The organism is Demequina sp. NBRC 110051 (assembly GCF_002090055.1).
In the GTDB taxonomy this organism is placed as follows: Bacteria; Actinomycetota; Actinomycetes; order Actinomycetales; family Demequinaceae; genus Demequina.
The window spans coordinates 140,385-159,911 of sequence record NZ_BBRH01000010.1; the positions used below are offsets into that span (position 1 = coordinate 140,385).

The following is a 19,527-nucleotide window of genomic DNA, read 5'->3' on the forward strand; positions in this document are numbered from 1 at the left end:
CCACACAAACGTGCCCAGTGTCCCCACGGGTCGGTAGCATCGTGGGGACCGACCGCGCGCACCCGCGCGCACGACCCCCACAAGGAGACCCCTGGTGCCCAGCCTGCATGCGACCATCGACGGCGACGAGCGAGAGCTGACCGCCGGCACGACGGGCACCGACCTCTTTGGTGAGCGCCGCGAGGTGCTCGTGATGCGCGTGGACGGCGCCCTGTGGGACCTCGCCCGCGAGATCCCCGCTGGCGCGACCGTGGAGGCCGTCACCATTGACGAGCCCGACGGCCTCATGGTGCTGCGTCACTCGACCGCGCACGTGCTCGCGCAGGCGGTGCAGCAGGTGAACCCGGACGCGAAACTGGGCGTGGGCCCGCCCGTCGAGAACGGCTTCTATTACGACTTCGACGTCGAGACCCCGTTCACTCCCGAGGACCTGAAGGCGCTCGAGAAGGCGATGCAGCGCATCGTCAAGGAGGGCCAGTCGTTCGTGCGCCGCGAGGTCACCCGCGACGAGGCGCTCGCCGACCTCGCCCACGAGCCCTACAAGTGCGAGCTGCTCACCCACGACGCCGACGGCGCCGAGGGTGCCTCCGTCGAGATCGGCGAGGGCGACATCACCATCTACGACAACGTCCGCCGTAACGGCGAGCGCGCTTGGGGCGACCTGTGCCGCGGCCCGCACGTGCCCACCACCAAGGTGCTCGCCAACGGCTGGTCGCTCATGCGATCGGCCGCCGCGTACTGGAAGGGCAACGAAAAGAACCCGCAACTGCAGCGCGTCTACGGAACCGCGTGGCCCACCAAGGAGGAGCTGGTCGCCTACAAGGAGCGCCTGGCCGAGGCCGAGCGGCGCGACCACCGTCGCCTGGGCTCTGAGCTCGACCTGTTCTCGTTCCCCGACGAGATCGGCTCGGGTCTGGCGGTGTTCCACCCCAAGGGCGGCATCATCCGTCACGAGCTCGAGGAGTACTCGCGCCACCGTCACATCGAGGAGGGCTACCAGTTCGTCTACAGCCCCCACGCGACCAAGGGCAAGCTGTTCGAGACCTCGGGCCACCTCGACTGGTATGCCGACGGCATGTACCCGCCCATGCACCTCGACGAGGAGCGCGACGCGGACGGCAACGTCACCAAGCAGGGCCAGGACTACTACCTGAAGCCCATGAACTGCCCCATGCACAACCTGATCTTCGACTCGCGCGGGCGTTCCTACCGCGAGCTGCCGCTACGCCTGTTCGAGTTCGGCACTGTCTACCGCTACGAGAAGTCCGGCGTGGTGCACGGCATGACCCGCGCGCGCGGCTTTACCCAGGACGACGCGCACATCTACTGCACGCGCGACCAGATGAAGGACGAGCTCACCAAGACCCTCGACTTTGTCCTGGGGCTGCTCAAGGACTACGGCCTCGAGGACTTCTACCTGGAGCTGTCGACCAAGAACCCCGAGAAGTTTGTGGGCGAGGACGACATCTGGGAGGAGGCCACCGAGACCCTGCGCGAGGTCGCCGAGGGCTCTGGCCTCGAGCTCGTCCCCGACCCGGGCGGCGCCGCGTTCTACGGACCCAAGATCTCGGTGCAGACCCGCGACGCCATCGGCCGTTCATGGCAGATGTCCACCATCCAGCTGGACTTCAACCTGCCCGAGCGCTTCGAGCTCGAGTACACCGCGCCCGACAACACCCGCCAGCGCCCTGTGATGATCCACCGTGCGCTGTTCGGGTCGATCGAGCGCTTCTTCGCGATCCTCACCGAGCACTACGCGGGAGCGTTCCCCGTGTGGCTGTCGCCCGTGCAGGTGCGTGCCATTCCGGTGGCCGAGGCGTTCAACGACTACATGGCCGATGTCGTGGCACAGCTGCGTACGGCCGGTATCCGTGTCGAGCTCGATGACTCCGACGAGCGCTTCCCCAAGAAGATCCGCACCGCGTCCAAGGACAAGATCCCCTTCACCCTCATCGCAGGCGGCGACGATGCGGAGGCGGGCGCAGTGTCGTTCCGTTTCCGCGACGGCAGCCAGGACAACGGGGTGCCGGTGACCGATGCCGTGGCTCGGATTGTCGAGGCCGTCCGCACCAAGGCACAGGTCTAGTTCCGTGGCCGAGATCGTCGACGGCGAGCAGATGGGCGGCAAGCCGGACGGCTTCGAGCGCCTGTGGACCCCTCACCGCATGGCCTACATCGAGGACGGCAAGGACCGCAAGGAGTACGAGGGGCGTCACGACTGCCCTCTGTGCGCCAAGCTCGAGATGCCCGACCGTGACGCGCTCGTGGTCTACCGCGGCGAGCACTGCTACGTGGTGCTGAACCTTTACCCGTACAACCCCGGCCACCTGATGGTGTGCCCCTACCGTCATGTCGGTTGGTATACCGATGCGACGGACGCCGAGCGCGACGAGATGGGCGTGCTGACCCAGAAGGCCATGCGCGTGCTGTCCTCGGTCTCGGGGACTCAGGGCTTCAACATCGGCATGAACCAGGGCGCCATCGGCGGAGCCGGCATTTCGGAGCACCTTCACCAGCACGTGGTGCCGCGGTGGATGGGCGACTCGAACTTCCTGCCCATCATCGGGGCCACCAAGGCGCTGCCCGAGCTGCTGGACGACACGTGGGCGAAGGTCTCGTCCGCGTGGGGTGAGGTGGACTGATGCTCGGTTGGCTACGCCCCTTCATGGGCAAGCTGTGGGCCGCGCCCGCGAAGGGGCTGCTGCGCCTGGGCGTGCATCCCAACGCCGTGACGATCATCGGCACCATCGGTGTGGTGATCGGCGCGTGCGTGTTCTTCCCGCGCGGCGGGATGAGCCTGTTCTGGGGCGTCCTGTTCATCACGTTCTTCGTGGTGACGGACATGCTCGACGGCACTATGGCGCGACTTTCGGGCAAGGCCAGCCGCCTGGGGTCGTACCTGGACTCGACGCTGGACCGCGTGGCCGATGCCGCGATCTTCGGCGCGCTCGTATGGACCTTCCGGGAGTCCTCGCCTGAGACGGCGCTGGCGGCTCTGCTATGCCTCGCGCTCGGGTCGATCGTTCCCTACGCCCGCGCCAAGGCGGAGTCGCTGGGCATCGCGGCCACGGGCGGCATCGCCGAGCGCTCCGACCGGCTTGTGATCGGGCTCGTCGCCACCGCGTTGGTGGGGCTCGGCCTTCCCGTCGCGGTCCTGACGTGGACGCTGTCGCTGCTCGCGCTGGCCGCGGCGATCACCATCGTGCAACGCACTCTGATTGTGGTGCGCGAGAACGCCAAAGACCACCGTTTGGACGCTCCCACTCGATGAACGCCCTGCTCACCGCCTGGAGGGCCGCGCGTGTGCTCCCGGTGGGAGCCGTTCGGTCGCTCGCCTCCGCGGGTGCGACTCTCGCCTGGCACCGCCCGGGCAAGGCCGTGCGCCGGCTCGAGGACAACCTGCACCGCGTGACGGGCGCCACTGGCGACGAGCTGCGAGCCCTGTCGAAGGCGTCGCTGAAGTCCGTGTCGCGCTACTACGCCGAGGCGCTGACGCTGGACCGCTTCCGTCCCTCGCAGGTCGAGGCGCGCGTGCGGCTGCGCGACTACGAGGGTGTCCGCGAGTTGCTCGAGACGACGCCCACGGGCGCCATCGCCGTCCTGTCGCATAGCGGCAACTGGGACCTGGTCGGGGCCTACGCGTCGCCGCGCATCATCCCCGTGACCGCGGTGGCGGAGGTACTTAAGCCCCGCGAGATGTTCGACCGCTTCGTCGCCATGCGCGAGGGCGTGGGCATCCAAGTACTGGGCCACGAGGGCGGCTCGACGTTCCGCGAGCTCATTCGCATCACCAAGTCGCAGCGCACGCTGGTGTGCCTACTGTCGGACCGTGACCTCTCGGGATCCGGTGTCGAGGTCGACATGTGGGGCCGGGGCGTGAAGGTGGCCCCCGGTCCCGCGGCCCTGGGCCTCGCGACGGGCGCCCCCATCATCCCCGTGCACGTGTACTACGAGCGCCTGACGGGCACTCGCCGGCGAGCCGCAGGCTCGCCGTGGGGGGTGGTGCTGCACTTTGGTGAGGCGATCGACCCGGCGAGCGTGGCATCGGCCGCCCGTGAGGACCAGGTGCGCGAGCTCAGCGAACGCTGGGCGACCTGGATGGCAGCGCGTATCGCGGAGCACCCCGAGGACTGGCACATGATGCAGCGGTTCGGGTGGACCGCATGAGAATCGGTATCGTCTGCCCGTACAGCTTCGATCGCCCCGGCGGCGTGCAGCTCCACATCATGGATCTGGCGGAGATCCTGATGGAGCGCGGGCACGAGGTGTCCGTGATTGCGCCCGGCTCGCCCGGCGTCGCGGTGCCCGACTACGTGTCGATCGCCGGCAAGTCGATTCCGGTGCACTACAACGGCTCGGTCGCGCGCGTGAAATTCGGCCCCATCGCCGCGGCGCGTGTGCGCATCTGGCTGCGCGACGGCGACTTCGACGTGGTCCACCTGCACGAGCCGGGCACCATGTCGCTGTCGGTGATCGCGATGTGGGCGCGGCTGGGTCCCACGGTCGCGACGTTCCACACGTCGAATGACCACTCGCGGATGATGCGGATCGCCAAGCCGTTCATCAAGCCCGGCTACGAAGAATTGGACGCGCGCATCGCGGTATCGCCCTCGGCCGACCGCACCGTCAAGGAGCACTTGGGCGTCGCCGCGACCCACATCATCCCCAACGGCGTGGACACCGAGGAGTACGTGGTCGCCGAGCCGCGAGGGGAGTGGACCGGCACACGCGAGGCACCCACGATCGGCATCCTGGGTCGCATGGACGAGCCTCGCAAGGGCCTCGAGGAGTACCTGGGCGCGATCCCGTACGTCAGGAAGCGTTACCCGCGGGCCCGTTTCCTGGTCGCCGGCCGGTTCTCCGACCGGGTCGCGGCGCGTGCGGCGCGTTCGGGAGCCGAGGTGGTGGGCGAGCTCGACGAGGGCATGAAGGCACGCTTCATGGCGTCCGTCGACGTCTACTGCGCGCCCAACACCGGGGGAGAGAGCTTCGGGATCGTGCTCGTCGAGGCGATGGCTGCGGGCGCTGCCGTGGTGGCAAGTGACCTCCAGGCCTTTCGCGACGTGGCCACCGACTCCGACGGCGAGCTGGGTGCGGCGCTGCACACCGTCGGCGATTCGGTCGCGCTGGCGTCCCGCATCACCGCTTTGCTGGACGATCCGCGCGGCCGCGAGGCACTCGCCGCGCGCGGACAGGCCCGCGCCTTGACCTTCGACTGGCACCAGGTGGCCCCCCGCATCGAAGAGACCTACCGCGACGCCATTAGACTGGACGCGGAGCTGTTCCCGCGCTAACCGGGCAGCACATATCCCCACCCCTCGAAGTGAAGGAAGCATCAGGCATGAGCGACACCGCGAAGAGCACCACCCCCCAGGTCGGCACCGATCTGGTCAAGCGCGGCATGGCCGAGATGCTCAAGGGCGGCGTCATCATGGACGTCGTCACCCCCGAGCAGGCCAAGATCGCCGAGGACGCCGGCGCCGTCGCCGTCATGGCCCTCGAGCGTGTCCCCGCGGACATCCGCGCCCAGGGTGGCGTGGCCCGTATGTCGGACCCCGACCTGGTCTCCGGCATCATCGACGCCGTCTCCATCCCCGTGATGGCCAAGGCCCGCATCGGCCACTTTGTCGAGGCGCAGGTGCTGCAGTCGCTCGGCGTCGACTACATCGACGAGTCCGAGGTCCTCACGCCCGCCGACTACGCCCACCACATCGACAAGTGGCAGTTCACCGTGCCGTTCGTGTGTGGCGCGACCAACCTGGGCGAGGCCCTGCGCCGCATCTCCGAGGGCGCGGCCATGATCCGCTCGAAGGGCGAGGCCGGCACCGGCGACGTCTCGAACGCCACCACCCACATGCGCACGCTGCGCTCCGAGATCGCGCGCCTCACGTCGCTTCCCAAGGACGAGCTGTACGTGGCCGCCAAGGAGCTCCAGGCGCCGCTGCCCCTGGTCCAGGAGGTCGCCGAGACCGGCAAGCTGCCCGTCGTGACCTTCACCGCCGGCGGCATCGCCACCCCGGCCGACGCCGCGATGATGATGCAGCTGGGCGCGGAGGGCGTGTTCGTCGGCTCCGGCATCTTCAAGTCGGGCGACCCGGCCTCGCGTGCCAAGGCCATCGTGAAGGCCACGACCTTCTATGACGACCCGTCGGTCATCGCCGAGGTCTCGCGTGGCCTGGGTGAAGCCATGGTCGGCATCAACGTGGACGACGTCCCCGAGCCGCACCGCCTCGCCGAGCGCGGTTGGTGACCCAAGGTTTGAACGACCAGACGGCCGATGCGGGGGCGACCCCCGCATCGGCCGTACCTGTTTCTGCGGTACAGCCAGTTTCTGAGGTGACGCCGGGCGTTATCCAGCGCGAGGGCGCGCGCGTGCTGCTGCTCGACGAGGCCGGTCGGCTACTCATGATGCGGGCGCACGACTCTCACCGTCCCGAGCGGTCCTGGTGGTTCACGCCCGGCGGCGGCATCGAGGCGGGGGAGAGCGCGCGGGAGGCCGCGGCGCGCGAGCTGACCGAGGAGACGGGTCTCGTGGTGGAGCCCTCGGCTCTCGTGGGACCGGTGTGGGATCGCACCGCTCTGTTCGACTTTCAGTCACGGCCGTACGTGCAGCACGAGGTGTTCTTCGTGGCGCACCTGGCCGATGCCACGCCGGCCTCGGGGCTCGCGTGGACGTCGACCGAGGAGGAGACCATCGACGACACGGTCTGGCTGACGCAGGCAGAGTTGGCTACCGCGGATATCGAGGTATTTCCCGCCGAGCTGCGGGAGGACTGGGCGCCGTTCGTGGACTGGGATGGCACGACGAAGGATTTGGGAGAGGTAAGCGAGTGACGACGGTAGGAGTGCTGGCGCTGCAGGGTGACGTACGGGAGCACGCGGCGGCGGTGTCCGCGTTGGGTGCACAGGTGTCGCTGGTGCGGCGCCCGCGTGAGCTGGACGAGGTCGACGCGATCATCCTGCCCGGAGGCGAGTCGACCACGATCGACAAGCTGCTGCGGGCCTTCGACCTGCGCGACCCGTTGATGGCGCGAATCGAGGCCGGGCTGCCGGTGCTGGGATCATGCGCGGGAATGATCCTGCTGGCGACCGAACTGGTGGACGGTATCGAGGGCCAGCAGACGCTCGAGGCGATCCCCATGACGGTGCGGCGCAACGCGTTTGGGCGCCAGGTGGATTCCGCTGAGGCCTCGCTCACATGGCTGCCCGATGGTTCCCCGATGGAGGCCACGTTCATCCGCGCGCCGTGGGTCGAGTCCTATGGCGAGGGCGTCGAGGTGCTGGCGACGGCGGACGGCGCCGACGGCACTACCCACGCCGTCGCGGTGCAGTACGAGAACCGGCTCGCCACCGCGTTCCACCCCGAGATCTCCGACGAGCCGCGCGTGCATCAGCGCCTGCTCGAGCTTATCTGACATGCCGCCGACCCAGGAGTGGGAGGCGGCCGTCGCGCAGTTGTGGGCGACGGCGGATCGCGCGCGTCCGGGCGCGGTGCTCGCGCGTGCGCGCGATCTCGTGGCGGCACGGACTGAGGGTGACGCGGCCGCGCTGTTCGAGTTGGCCTCGGCTCACGATTTTGTGGGCGAGGAGGAGGTCGCGGTGGGGCTTTACGAGCACGCTCTCGACGCCGGCTTGGATGCTCGCCGCCACGACGAGGCCGTCATCCAGCTCGCCAGTTCGCTCCGCAACGTGGGGCGACCGGCCGATGCGGTGATGCTCCTCGACGTTTCACCCGTCGCCGACGCTCTGGCCCCTGCGGCCGCGGCCTTCCGCGTCCTTGCGCTCCGTGATCTGGGTGAGGCTTCCGCCGAGGAGGTGTCCTCGGCCTCGGCCGCCGCCTCCGATTCTCCGTACGGTCGCGCCGTCGCACGCTACGCGGCCGAGGCACTGCGGATCGCTGGCTGAGGCCGCGGCTTCGCGCACACACGCGCACACGCGCACACGCGCACACGCGCACACGCGCACACGCGCACACGCGCACACGCGCACACGCGCACACGAGCGCCCGCACGCGGGCGCACCAGTGCGTGCACGCGCGCCCCGCAGAGCATGCATCAAGCCCGAGACCTTGATTCCCGACAAACAAGGCTCTAACCTTGTCTTATGTTCGTTCTCACCGCGGATCAACGCGACAGCACCCGCACGGGCGAGCGCGTCGACGCGCTGCTGGACTCGCTTGGGCTTTGGAGCGAGCGCTGGGCCGGCGCCATCGCCTTGCCCATTGAGCGCACCGTGGGAGACGAGTTCCAAGCGGTCCTGACAGGGGCGGACGCCGTCGTCGACCTCGCGCTCACGTTGGTGCGCGAGGGCGACTGGTCGATCGGCATCGGCGCCGGCGAGGTGAATCTGCCCCTTGCGGACTCGGCGCGCGCGAGTTCTGGGCCTGCGTTCGTGGCCGCGCGCGACGCCGTCGAGCGCGCCCGGGGCCGGCGCGAGCCCGTTCCCGTCGTGGTCCTCGGCGCCGATCACGAGGCCGCGAGCCATGCGACCGCCGTCCTGCAATTGATCGGTGCAGTCCTGGGCCGCCGCACGGCCGCGGGCTGGGAGGTGGCTGACGCCTGGGTCGGCGACGCTACGCAACGCGACGTTGCGCGCACGCTCGGCATCTCGCCCCAGGCGGTGAGCCAGCGCATCGCCGCCGCGATGATGGAAGAGGAACGCGCGACGCGCCCCGTGGCCGCCTCACTCGTCGCGCGGGCCGCGCATGCCAAGGTGGGCTCATGAACAGGCTGGGCTCATGAGCGAGGCGGTGTCATGAACGAGGACGTCCTCATCGCGATCGCGGTGGCTCTGATTGCCGTCGCCACGCTCGCCCTCGCGACCGCCCTGGGTGCGCCACTCGTGTCGTGGCTGCTCAGGCGCATCGAGCCCGCGGCTGCGACCCCCGGCCTGCTGCGCGGAGGCATGTGGGTGGGAGTCCTCGAGCGCGTCATGGTGACCGGCGGCATCCTCATCGGCATGCCCGAGGTCGTCGCCGTAGTCATCGCCATCAAGGGCCTGGGCCGCTATCCCGAGCTGCGCGACACCGCCGCGGACGTCCGCTCCGAGGCCGCCGAGCGCTTCATCATCGGCACCCTCGCGAGTTTGATCTGGGCCGGGGCACTCGGTGTGCTGGGCCGCTGGGCGATCCTCGCGCTGCTCTAAGCGGCGCCCCGCCGCCCGGCAGTACGAACCGTACAGGCGAGCGACACGGGGAAGCCGGCAGTCGCATCGGCCCTCCGAGCGGCGTGTCGGCAGTCAATCCGGCTCACACTGTCCAGCGCGTCGTGGGCGGGGAGCGCGCCGCAGCACCTGAGTACACTGGTCGGCAGTCCTGACAGTCCGTCATCAAGGGAGCACACGTGTCCGGTCACTCCAAGTGGGCCACTACCAAGCACAAGAAGGCCGTCATCGATGCGAAGCGCGGCAAGCTGTTTGCCAAGCTGATCAAGAACATCGAGGTCGCGGCGCGCACCGGTGGTGGCGACCCCGCGGGTAACCCCACGCTCTTCGACGCGATCCAGAAGGCCAAGAAGTCTTCGGTCCCCAACGACAACATCGACCGCGCCGTCAAGCGTGGATCGGGCCTCGAGGCCGGCGGCGCCCAGTACGAGAACATCATGTACGAGGCGTATGGCCCCAACGGCGTCGCGATGCTCATCGAGTGCCTTACCGACAACCGCAACCGCGCCGCCATGGAGGTGCGCACCGCGCTGACGCGCAACAACGGCACGCTCGCGGACCCGGGCTCGGTCGCCTACCTGTTCTCCCGCAAGGGCCAGGTCGTCGTCTCCAAGGAGGGCACCTCCGAGGACGCCCTCATGGAGGCCACGCTCGAGGCGGGCGCCGAGGAGATCGAGGACGGCGGCGACGTGTTCGAGATCACCTCGGAGGCCACCGACGTCATCGCGGTGCGCACCGCGCTGCAGGAGGCGGGGATCGACTACGACTCGGCCGAGGCCGCCTGGGTCCCCTCGATGAAGGTCGACCTCGACGTGGACGGCGCGAAGAAGATGCTGCGCCTCATCGACGCCCTCGAGGACTGTGACGACGTGCAGAACGTGTACGCGAACATGGACGCCTCCGACGAGGTGCTCGAGGCCGCAGCCGAGTAAGACGCCGATCGACTTAGCGCCGTGCGCATCCTCGGCGTCGACCCAGGCCTCACCCGTTGCGGCCTGGGTGTCATCGACGCGAGCGGGGGGCGGAAGGTCTCGCTCGTCCACGTGAGCGCGGCGACCAGCCCGTCGACGTCGAACACGCCCGCCCGCATCGCGAGGCTGGCCGACGCACTGGACGCGGTGCTCGACGAGCACCAGCCGGAGGCCATCGCGCTCGAGCGCGTGTTCGCGCAGTCCAACGTCTCGACGGTCATGGGTACGGCGCAGATCTCGGGCGTCGTCATGCTCGCGGCGGCGCGCCGGGGGCTGCCGCTCGCGCTCTACACGCCCTCGGAGGTCAAGGCCGCCGTCACGGGCGACGGCCGCGCGGCCAAGGCCCAGGTGGGCTACATGGTTTCCAAGGTTCTGGGGCTCACCGAGGTTCCCAAGCCGGCCGATGCCGCTGACGCCTTGGCGATCGCCATCGCCCATGCGTGGCGTGGGGGAGCGGCGCCGCTGGGCAATACGGCCTCCACCGCTGCACAGCGGCGGTGGGCGGAGGCCGAGAAGGCAGCGCGCAAGCGCGGCTGACCTGGGCGCGTCGCGTCCTTCGATGTCGGCGCCGTCCCGTACGGTGTTCGTACATACGTTCGAAGGAGGGGTGCGTGATCTCCACGCTTCACGGCCAGGTGCTGTCGGTGGGCGCGACGAGCGCCGTCATCGAGACCGGCGGCGTCGGCATGAAGGTGCTGTCGACGCCGACCACCCTGGCGGAGCTGCGCCATGGCGCTACCGTGCGGGTGCACACGCACCTGGTGGTGCGCGAGGACTCGCTCACGCTGTTCGGCTTCGGCACCGAGCATGAGCGCGACACCTTCGAGGCGCTGCAGTCGGTGCAGGGGGTGGGGCCGCGGCTCGCCCTTGCCATGCTCGCGGTCCACACGCCCGATGCCCTCGCCCACGCCGTCGCCGCAGGAGACAGGAAGGCGCTCGAGCAGGTGCCGGGCATCGGCGCGAAGGTCGCCGCACGCCTGCTCCTTGAACTGGGCGGCAAGCTGTCGCTGCCGGAGCTGGACGCCGCGGGCACGCCTCAGAAGGCGCCCACCGGCGCCGCGGACGCCCGCGACCAGGTGGAGCAGGCGCTCATCGGCCTGGGCTGGAAGCCCGCCGCGGCCACCAAGGCCGTCGACGCCGTGACCGATGGCGCGGTGGCCGAGGCCGACGTCGCCGTGACGCTGCGCGCCGCGCTGCGCACCATGGGGGCCGCGCGTGTTTGACGAGGACACCGACCCGCGCCTGGTCTCGGCCGATGCTGACGCGATCGAGCGCTCGGCCGAGGCCGCCCTGCGACCGGGCAGCCTCGACGAGTTCGTGGGCCAGCAGACCCTGCGCGACCAGCTGAGCCTGGTGCTGCGCGCCGCCTCCGCGCGCGGCACCACCGCCGACCATGTGCTCCTGTCGGGCCCTCCAGGGCTGGGCAAGACCACGCTCGCGATGATCATCGCCACCGAGATGGGCGCGAATCTGCGCCTCACCTCCGGCCCCGCCATCCAGCACGCGGGCGATCTCGCCGCGATCCTGTCGTCCCTCGAGGAGGGTGATGTGCTCTTCCTCGACGAGATCCACCGCCTGGCGCGCCCGGCCGAGGAGATGCTCTACCTCGCCATGGAGGACTTCCGCGTCGACGTGGTGGTGGGCAAGGGCGCGGGGGCGACGTCCATCCCCCTGAGCCTGCCGCGCTTTACCGTCGTGGGCGCGACCACGCGCGCCGGCCTGCTGCCCGCGCCGCTACGCGACCGCTTTGGCTTCACGGGGCACCTAGAGTTCTACGAGCCCTCCGAGCTGCAGCGCATCCTCGGCCGCTCGGCGCGGCTGCTCGATTTCCCCATCGACGTCTCTGCCGCGCATGAGATCTCCGGCCGCTCGCGCGGCACGCCCCGCATCGCCAATCGGCTGCTGAGGCGCGTGCGCGACTTCTCCGAGGTTCATGGCAACGGCCGCGGCACTCTGGCAAATGCGCGCGAGGCCCTCAAGGTCTACGAGGTGGACGAGCGTGGGCTCGACCGGCTCGATCGCGCGGTGCTGCGTGCGCTGTGCACACGCTTCGGCGGCGGGCCCGTGGGCCTGTCCACCCTCGCGGTATCGGTGGGGGAGGAGCCCGAGACCGTCGAGACCGTGGCCGAGCCGTTCCTGGTGCGCGAGGGTCTCATGAGCCGCAGCCCTCGTGGCCGCATCGCGACCGCAGACGCCTGGGAACACCTGGGCCTCACCCCACCGGCCGATGCCGTGGCCGGCCAGGTGGGCGGCCGCCTATTCGATTGAGCGGGCCGGCTCTGTTCGCGGCGCGCGGCAGGCCTGGTCGACGGCGTTGCGCGATACCCCTACAATCGGCTGGGCTCCTCCGGGGGCGACAACGCACGCAAGACCCGAAGGAATCCTGTGTCAAAAGCGACCAAGAGCGCACGTAAGGCGCTGATCTGGCTGGGCGTCATCCTCGTCCTCATCTACGGCGGCCTCGCGGCCGGCGTGGCGACCGGAGCGACCAACTGGACCCCGGGCCTTGCCCTCGACCTCGCAGGTGGACGTCAAATCATCCTGACCCCCGTGCTCGAGGAGGGCGCGACGCAGGAGATCGAGCAGTCCGACCTCGACCAGGCCGTGCAGATCATCCGCCAGCGCGTGGACGCCTCCGGCGTCGCCGAGGCGGAGATCACCACGCAGGGCGACAACATCGTGGTCTCACTGCCGGGTAACCCCGACCAGTCCACTGTCGACCTGGTAGCCCAGTCCGCGCAGTTGCAGTTCCGCCCCGTGCTGCAGGTCGGTGACCCCGGCGCGACTGCGGGCACCGACACGAGCGCTACGCCGGAGCCGAGCGCCTCGGCCTCCGCTGAAGCGAGCGCCGAGCCGTCCGCATCGGCCGAACCGAGCGTCGAGCCCAGCGCCGCGGAGACCCTCGTCCCCGACGCCGAGGCGTCCGAGACCGCCCACGTGGTGGGCGAGGCGACCGAGCCGGTCACCACCTCAGCCACCACGGAAGCCTCGGCCGAGCCGAGCCCGTCGGCCAGCGCATCGGCCGTCACCACCGAGGGTCTCGCCACGACCGAGGAGCCCGCGACCGACGACGCCGCCAGCGGCCCGGTCTACGGCGAGACCGACCCCTCATCGTTCGAGTGGCTCACCGCCGACCTCCAGCAGGAGTACGCCGAGCTCGACTGCCTCAGCATCGAGAACTACTCCGGTCGCTCGATGGGCGACCCCGAGGCCGGCTACACCGCGTGTGGCTCCGCCGACTTCCTGAAGTACGCCATGGGCCCCGTCGAGCTCTCGGGCGACGACCTTGAGACTGCCACCTCCGGCCCGCAGCAGACCCAGACCGGCTCCTACACCGGCTCGTACGAGGTCCGCCTGCAGTTCACCGACGAGGGTGCACAGAAGTTCGACGAGATTACGCAGCGCATCGCGCAGCTCGAGAGCCCGCGCAACCAGTTCGCGATGGTGCTCGATGGCGCCGTGATCTCCGCGCCGTCCGTCGAAACCCGTATCTCGGGCGGCCAGGCCTCCATCACCGGCAACTTCACGCAGGAGCAGGCGGAGGACCTCGCTAACCAGCTGAAGTTCGGTGCCTTGCCGCTGAGCCTTGAGGTTCAGTCGAACCAGCAGATCTCCGCGACCCTGGGCGCCGAGCAGCTCGAGAAGGGCCTCATCGCCGGCGCGATCGGCCTCCTGCTCGTGGTGATCTACTCGATCTTCCAGTACCGCGCGCTCGCCGTGGTCACGATGGGTTCGCTGGTGCTTGCCGGCGTCACGACCTACGGCGTGATTGCGCTCTTGTCGTGGGGCCTCGACTACCGCCTGTCCCTGGCTGGTGTGGCCGGTCTGATCGTGGCGATCGGTATCACCGCGGACTCGTTCATCGTGTACTTCGAGCGCATCCGTGACGAGTTGCGTGAGGGCCGCTCGCTCACCAGCGCCGTGGACCACGCCTGGACGCGTGCTCGCCGCACCATCCTGGCGTCCGACGCGATTTCGCTGCTCGCGGCGATTGTGCTGTACATGCTCGCCGTCGGAGGCGTGCGCGGCTTCGCGTTCACTCTGGGTCTCACCACGGTGATCGACGTGCTGATCGTGATGCTGTTCACCCACCCGATCATGGTGCTGCTGGCCAAGACAAAGTTCTTCGGGGAAGGTCACAAGTGGTCCGGCCTCGACCCGCGTCAGCTGGGTCGCGACAGCATGTACAAGGGCCGCGGCCGCGTGCGTAACGCGACGTCGGCACCCAAGGCCGCGACCGTTGCGTCGGCCGAGTCGGACGACGACGCGACCGAGGGTCTCACGCTCGCCGAGCGTAAGGCGGCTCAGCGCAAGGCGGCTGCGGCGGCATCGGCCCCTGCGGCTACCGAGGCTACTGAAGCCAGGGGCGACGACTCCGCGGTCTCCTCGGACGCCGCCGAGGCGCCCGACGAACCCGACACCGCCGCAGGCGACGACACCAAGAAGTCGGAGGACTGATCATGAGCCTCGCCACTTGGGGAAACAAACTCCACTCGGGAGAGAAGACCTACCCGATCGTGGGCCAGCGCAAGCGCTGGTTCATCGTCTCGGGCGTCCTGATGGCGCTGTCGATCGGCCTGCTGCTGATCAAGGGCCTGACCCTGGGCCTCGACTTCACCGGCGGCACACAGTACATCGTCCCCGACGTCGAGGAGGTCTCCGCGGCACCGGCCGAGGAGGCCGTCGCCGAGATCGACCCCACCCAGGAGCCGCGCGTCAGCATCCTGGGCGACAACGACATCCGCGTTCAGCTGGGCGACCTGTCCGACGAGGACCAGCAGGCGCTCACCACGGCGCTGGCGGACGCCTACGACGTCGATCAGGACACCATCAGCTTCGACCAGATCGGTCCCACGTGGGGCGCCTCGGTCGGCACCCAGGCGGTGCAGGCGCTCGTGATCTTCCTGCTGCTCGTGTTCGGCGTCATCGCCGTGTACTTCCGTGCGTGGCGCATGGCCGCGGCCGCGATCATCGCGCTCGTGCACGACCTGCTCTTCACGGTCGGCATCTACGCGCTCGTCGGGTTCGAGGTCACGCCCGCCGCGGTCATCGGCTTCCTGACCATCCTGGGTTACTCGCTCTACGACACCGTCGTGGTGTTCGACAAGGTCAAGGAGAACACCGCGCACCTGACCGAGCAGACCCGCTACACCTACGACGAGCTCGCGAACCTCGCCGTGAACCAGACGCTCGTGCGCTCGATCAACACGTCGATCGTGGCGCTGTTGCCCGTGTCCGCGATTTTGTTCATCGGCTCGTTTGTCCTCGGTGCGGGCACGCTCATGGACATCTCTCTCGCGCTGTTCGTGGGTATGGCTGTCGGCACCTACTCGTCGATCTTCGTCGCCACGCCGCTCGAGGTGGCGCTGCGCGACAACGAGCCGCGCATCAAGGAGCACACCGCCAAGGTGTTGGCCCTGCGCGCCGGCGGCACCACCGACGTGGTCCGCGAGGACGGCACCGTCCGCGTGGGCGCACTGACGCCCGGCGAGCACCTGGGCCAGTCCGCGCAGCCCAAGCGCAAGAAGAAGTAGCCACCCGCTTCGGGTGAGGGGCCGATGCCGTGGTCACCACGGCATCGGCCCTCGCCTTGTCTCGCCCCACCCCTCGTGGCGCAGATGAGGACATCTGCGCCACGAGACCGGTCTTCATGGTGCTCGTGGTGACATCTGCGCAGGCGGGGACGGCGCGTCGAACGGGAACGTCCAGCGTACGAGGGACGTTGTCCTGACCCCTAGACTGGAGCCTCACCAAGGCTCACGGGAGGAGGCGTCATGACGGATACCAGGCCCACCTCGTCCGCGCTCGGACCACTCGCGTTCCTCCGCCGCGCGCCCCGCGAGCCCACCGCCATCGACGGCATCCTCGACACGTACCGGCGGATGTACCCCAAGGGCAAGACCAGCCAGATCGAGCGCGCCTATCAGGTCGCCGCGAAGGCGCACGAGGGTCAGTCCCGCAAGAGCGGCGAGCCGTACATCATTCACCCCATCGCGGTGGCCCAGATCATCGCCGACATGGGCCTGCCTGAGTCCGTCATCTGCGCGGCGCTGCTGCACGATGTGGTCGAGGACACCTCGTATCCGCTTGAGACGCTGCGCGAGGAGTTCGGCGACGAGGTCGCCGAGTTCGTCGACGGCGTCACCAAGCTCGACAAGGTCAAGTTCGGCGACGCAGCGCAGGCCGAGACCGTGCGCAAGATGGTCGTCGCGATGGCCAAGGACATCCGCGTGCTGCTCCTCAAGCTCGCGGACCGCCTGCACAACGCGCGCACCTGGAAGCACGTGCCGGTCGAGTCCGCCAGGCGCAAGGCGCAGGAGACGCTCGAGATCTATGCGCCGCTGGCGCACCGCATGGGGCTGAACGCCATCAAGTGGGAGCTCGAGGACCTGTCGTTCAAGACGCTCTATCCGAAGATCTACGGCGAGATCGTCGACGTGGTCGCCGAGCGCGCGCCGGAGCGCGAGAAGTACCTGGCTGAGATTCGCGGCGAGATCGAGGCCGAGCTGCGCCAGATGAAGATCAAGGGCGAGATCACCGGGCGCCCCAAGCACTACTACTCGGTGTACCAGAAGATGATCGTGCGAGGGCGCGACCTTGCCGACATCTACGACCTGGTCGGCATCCGCATCCTGGTCTCGACGGTGCGCGACTGTTATGCGGTCCTCGGCGCGATGCACGCGCGGTACCAGCCGGTTCCCGGCCGGTTCAAGGACTACATCGCGATGCCGAAGTTTAACCTCTATCAGTCGCTGCACACGACGGTGATTGGCCCGTCGGGCAAGCCGGTGGAGTTGCAGATCCGCACGCACGAAATGCACCGCCGCGCCGAGTACGGCCTCGCGTCGCACTGGCGCTACAAGGAGACGGTCAAGGGTCAGGGCGGACGCTCTGACGACATGGGCTGGCTGCGCCAGATCGCCGACTGGCAGCAGGAGACCGCCGACCCCACCGACTTCCTCGACTCGCTACGCGGCGAGATCTCCCGCGCCGAGGTCTACGTCTTCACCCCGCGCGGGCGCCTGCTGGCTCTGCCGCAGGGTGCGACGCCCGTCGACTTCGCCTACGCGGTCCACACCGAGGTGGGCCACAAGACCATCGGCGCCAAGATCAACGGCCGCCTGGTGCCACTCGATTCGACGCTCGAGAACGGCGATACGGTCGAGGTGCTCACCACCTCCGACCAGAATGCCCACCCCAAACGCGACTGGCTCGAGTTCGTGCAGTCCACGCGTGCACGCAACAAGATCCGCCAGTGGTTCACCCGCGAGCGGCGCGAGGAGTCGATCGAGACCGGACGCGACATGCTCGCCCGGGCCATCAGGCGCCAGCACCTGCCCATGCAGCGCCTCATGTCGAAGTCCACGCTCCTGGCCCTCGCCAAGGAGATGCACTACGACGACGTCGACGGGCTCTATGCCGCGATCGGCGAGCACAAGGAGCAGGCCTCCGATGTGGTCACCCGCATGGTCGAGGCCGTGGGTGGCGCCGAGGGCGCGGACGAGGACGTCACCGAGATCACCCGACCCGGCACCGCCGCGCACCAGCGCGCACGCCGCGGCGACGTGGGCGTCTCGGTCCACGGGCTGTCCGATGTGGTGGTCAAGCTCGCGAAGTGCTGCACCCCGGTGCCGGGAGACCCGATCCGCGGGTTCGTGACGCGCGGCAATGGCGTCTCGGTGCACCGCGCAGATTGCGCGAACCTCGCCTCGCTCGACGCGCAGGCCGAGCGCTTCATCGACGTGCAGTGGACCGGCCAGTCGGACGCGGCGTTCCTGGTCCAGATCGAGGTCGAGGCGCTCGACCGCAACCGGCTGCTTTCGGACGTCGTGAAGGCGCTGTCGGACTATCACGTCAACATCCTCGGCGCCAATGTCTCTACCAACCGCGACCGCGTGGCGCTCAACACCTTCACGTTCGAGATGGCCGACCCGTCCCACCTGGGCGCCGTGCTCTCCGCGATCCGCCGCATCGACGGCGTCTACGACGCGCGCCGCATCACCGGGGCGCGCCGGCTCGACTAGGCGCCCGCCGGCCGGGACGCGGCGCCCGCCGGTCGTATGGGTCGCCCCTGAGCCTCGCGGAGCGCGCCCCACGCGCCCCAGGCTCTGCGCCACGAATAGTCGCGCGCATCGATCCGGTCGAGCGCGGCAACCGCGTCCGTTGCAGCCACGCGGCCGTCGCCAAGGAGCGCGTAGGCGCGGGGCAGCGCGTCCGCCAGGTCGCCCCAACGTAGAGAATCGACGAGGGCATCGGCCGGGCACGCGACCGCGCCGCCGTAGTCGTGGCGGCTCGCATGCATGCGGGTGTCCATGGCGGGCTTCCATGAGCGCGAATGGTGGTGCGCGGTCGAGACCAGGTCGAGGGTGACCGGGGCCGTCCCGCCGAAGTGCACCCACAGGGCGGCCAGGCCGCTGGCCACGAACTCGGGGCGCGCGTGCATGCCGACGGCCGCGGCGCGCAGGCCGCGGGACTCGGGCACATCCGGGGCGCGGGCGAGGCCGGGTAGCAGCGGCACGATCACGCCCTCACGCAGCATGCGCCGGAACGCGACCTGACCCACCTGGTCGCGATGGATGATCCACATGGCCCCAGTCTTGCGGGACTCGACTGCCTTCGCGGCCGACGACGGCGATCTGTGGAGAAGCGCTACGCGGCGGCCACCGCGACGGCGTAGCCCAGCCGTCGATAGTCCGCCCAATAGTGCTCGGCGACCAGCGCGCGCGTGGCGTCCGTGACCTCGACATCGGCCGTCGAGAAGCCGGAGACCGCCGTGCCACGCAGGCGGTGCGGCACGTCCTTGGGGATATCGAGGTCGGTGAGCGCGGCGAGCCGGGACAGGCCCGCGCCCAGTCCGTCCTCGAAGCGCAGCACGTGGCCTCCGGCGACGAGAAACTCGTGCTGAGGCCGCAGGTGATTGTCGAACCAATAGGGATTGGTTGCGGTCCGTGCGAGGTTTTCGCTCACCCATTGCTCCACCGCCGCGCCTGTCAGATCGGGCTGGTCTCCCGTGCGTGCTCGCCACACGAATTCGGAGAGGAGTCGCTGGAGCGGGTCGCGCACAAAGCTGAAGATGGCGTCGAAGCGATCCAAGTGCAAGGTCGCCTCCAGTAGCGCGCCGTGCTGGTGTTGCGGGGAGCAGCGCCGGAGTTGATTGAGCGAGCCGCGTCCACCCTTGCCGTCGTGGAGATCTACCGACCACCCCTCCGCGCGGAAGGCGTCATCGATCGAACTCCCGCCGGTTTTGGGGATGTGGGCGAAGAGAACGGAGACCCCGTCGCGTCGGAAAATGGGCATGCGGTGCCTCCCACTCGGTGGTGCACGACGGGGACGTAGCCGCCCGCCATGCGCGATCTGCGCAGGCTAGCGAGACGACCTTGCGAAAAGGTGAACG

20 protein-coding genes are annotated in these 19,527 nt (G+C 69.2%); 18 read left to right on the forward strand and 2 right to left on the reverse strand.

Annotated features, from left to right (window positions below; genetic code table 11):
- The first annotated feature begins 91 nt into the window (after positions 1-91).
- The 18 genes from thrS (at position 92) to B7K20_RS05505 (ending at position 18,157) form a co-directional block, all read left to right on the forward strand.
- Complete coding sequence (gene thrS, locus B7K20_RS05420) at positions 92-2,086, forward strand: threonine--tRNA ligase (protein WP_084101323.1); 1,995 nt, start codon at positions 92-94, stop codon at positions 2,084-2,086.
- On the forward strand, positions 2,037-2,642 hold the full coding sequence (locus B7K20_RS05425; RefSeq protein ID WP_084101325.1) for an HIT domain-containing protein: 606 nt from the start codon (positions 2,037-2,039) through the stop codon (positions 2,640-2,642). The genes thrS and B7K20_RS05425 overlap by 50 nt, the downstream gene beginning before the upstream one ends.
- On the forward strand, positions 2,642-3,271 hold the full coding sequence (pgsA, locus tag B7K20_RS05430) for a phosphatidylinositol phosphate synthase (protein WP_084101327.1): 630 nt from the start codon (positions 2,642-2,644) through the stop codon (positions 3,269-3,271). Before B7K20_RS05425 ends, pgsA begins: the two co-directional genes overlap by 1 nt.
- Complete coding sequence (locus B7K20_RS05435; protein WP_084101330.1) at positions 3,268-4,167, forward strand: phosphatidylinositol mannoside acyltransferase; 900 nt, start codon at positions 3,268-3,270, stop codon at positions 4,165-4,167. Before pgsA ends, B7K20_RS05435 begins: the two co-directional genes overlap by 4 nt.
- Positions 4,164-5,294, forward strand: a complete 1,131-nt coding sequence (locus tag B7K20_RS05440; RefSeq protein WP_144018551.1) for a glycosyltransferase family 4 protein — start codon at positions 4,164-4,166, stop codon at positions 5,292-5,294. The genes B7K20_RS05435 and B7K20_RS05440 overlap by 4 nt, the downstream gene beginning before the upstream one ends.
- Positions 5,295-5,341: 47 nt before the next feature.
- Complete coding sequence (gene pdxS / locus B7K20_RS05445) at positions 5,342-6,250, forward strand: pyridoxal 5'-phosphate synthase lyase subunit PdxS (protein WP_084101334.1); 909 nt, start codon at positions 5,342-5,344, stop codon at positions 6,248-6,250.
- An 8-nt stretch (positions 6,251-6,258) separates the two neighbouring features.
- Entirely contained in the window at positions 6,259-6,834 is a 576-nt protein-coding gene (locus B7K20_RS05450; RefSeq protein ID WP_200809030.1) for an NUDIX hydrolase, read from the forward strand.
- Positions 6,831-7,415, forward strand: coding sequence for a pyridoxal 5'-phosphate synthase glutaminase subunit PdxT (pdxT, locus tag B7K20_RS05455; RefSeq protein ID WP_084101338.1), 585 nt, complete (start codon positions 6,831-6,833; stop codon positions 7,413-7,415). The genes B7K20_RS05450 and pdxT overlap by 4 nt, the downstream gene beginning before the upstream one ends.
- A 1-nt stretch (position 7,416) precedes the next feature.
- Positions 7,417-7,905, forward strand: a complete 489-nt coding sequence (locus B7K20_RS05460) for a tetratricopeptide repeat protein (protein WP_084101339.1) — start codon at positions 7,417-7,419, stop codon at positions 7,903-7,905.
- Positions 7,906-8,103: 198 nt separating this feature from the next.
- Positions 8,104-8,724, forward strand: coding sequence for a hypothetical protein (locus B7K20_RS05465; RefSeq protein WP_084101341.1), 621 nt, complete (start codon positions 8,104-8,106; stop codon positions 8,722-8,724).
- A gap of 30 nt (positions 8,725-8,754) precedes the next feature.
- Positions 8,755-9,144, forward strand: a complete 390-nt coding sequence (locus tag B7K20_RS05470) for a hypothetical protein (RefSeq protein ID WP_084101343.1) — start codon at positions 8,755-8,757, stop codon at positions 9,142-9,144.
- Positions 9,145-9,341: 197 nt separating this feature from the next.
- A complete protein-coding gene (locus B7K20_RS05475; protein ID WP_084101345.1) occupies positions 9,342-10,094 on the forward strand; it encodes a YebC/PmpR family DNA-binding transcriptional regulator in 753 nt (250 codons plus the stop codon).
- A gap of 21 nt (positions 10,095-10,115) precedes the next feature.
- Positions 10,116-10,670 carry a crossover junction endodeoxyribonuclease RuvC gene (ruvC, locus tag B7K20_RS05480; protein ID WP_084101347.1) on the forward strand — a complete coding sequence of 185 codons (555 nt, stop codon included), beginning with the start codon at positions 10,116-10,118 and terminating at the stop codon, positions 10,668-10,670.
- A gap of 74 nt (positions 10,671-10,744) precedes the next feature.
- Positions 10,745-11,356, forward strand: a complete 612-nt coding sequence (gene ruvA / locus B7K20_RS05485) for a Holliday junction branch migration protein RuvA (protein WP_084101349.1) — start codon at positions 10,745-10,747, stop codon at positions 11,354-11,356.
- Complete coding sequence (gene ruvB / locus B7K20_RS05490) at positions 11,349-12,401, forward strand: Holliday junction branch migration DNA helicase RuvB (protein ID WP_084101351.1); 1,053 nt, start codon at positions 11,349-11,351, stop codon at positions 12,399-12,401. The genes ruvA and ruvB overlap by 8 nt, the downstream gene beginning before the upstream one ends.
- A 117-nt stretch (positions 12,402-12,518) precedes the next feature.
- Complete coding sequence (gene secD, locus B7K20_RS05495) at positions 12,519-14,591, forward strand: protein translocase subunit SecD (RefSeq protein ID WP_144018552.1); 2,073 nt, start codon at positions 12,519-12,521, stop codon at positions 14,589-14,591.
- Between the two features lie 2 nt (positions 14,592-14,593).
- Entirely contained in the window at positions 14,594-15,667 is a 1,074-nt protein-coding gene (gene secF, locus B7K20_RS05500; protein ID WP_084101353.1) for a protein translocase subunit SecF, read from the forward strand.
- Positions 15,668-15,907: 240 nt separating this feature from the next.
- Positions 15,908-18,157: a bifunctional (p)ppGpp synthetase/guanosine-3',5'-bis(diphosphate) 3'-pyrophosphohydrolase gene (locus tag B7K20_RS05505; RefSeq protein ID WP_084101355.1), complete on the forward strand. Its 2,250-nt coding sequence runs from the start codon at positions 15,908-15,910 to the stop codon at positions 18,155-18,157.
- Here the strand turns inward: B7K20_RS05505 and B7K20_RS05510 are convergent.
- On the reverse strand, positions 18,154-18,720 hold the full coding sequence (locus tag B7K20_RS05510) for a hypothetical protein (RefSeq protein ID WP_084101357.1): 567 nt from the start codon (positions 18,718-18,720) through the stop codon (positions 18,154-18,156). The two genes, B7K20_RS05505 and B7K20_RS05510, sit on opposite strands and share 4 nt — an antisense overlap.
- Positions 18,721-18,782: 62 nt before the next feature.
- Entirely contained in the window at positions 18,783-19,430 is a 648-nt protein-coding gene (locus tag B7K20_RS05515; RefSeq protein WP_084101358.1) for a sulfotransferase family 2 domain-containing protein, read from the reverse strand.
- Positions 19,431-19,527 lie beyond the last annotated feature (97 nt).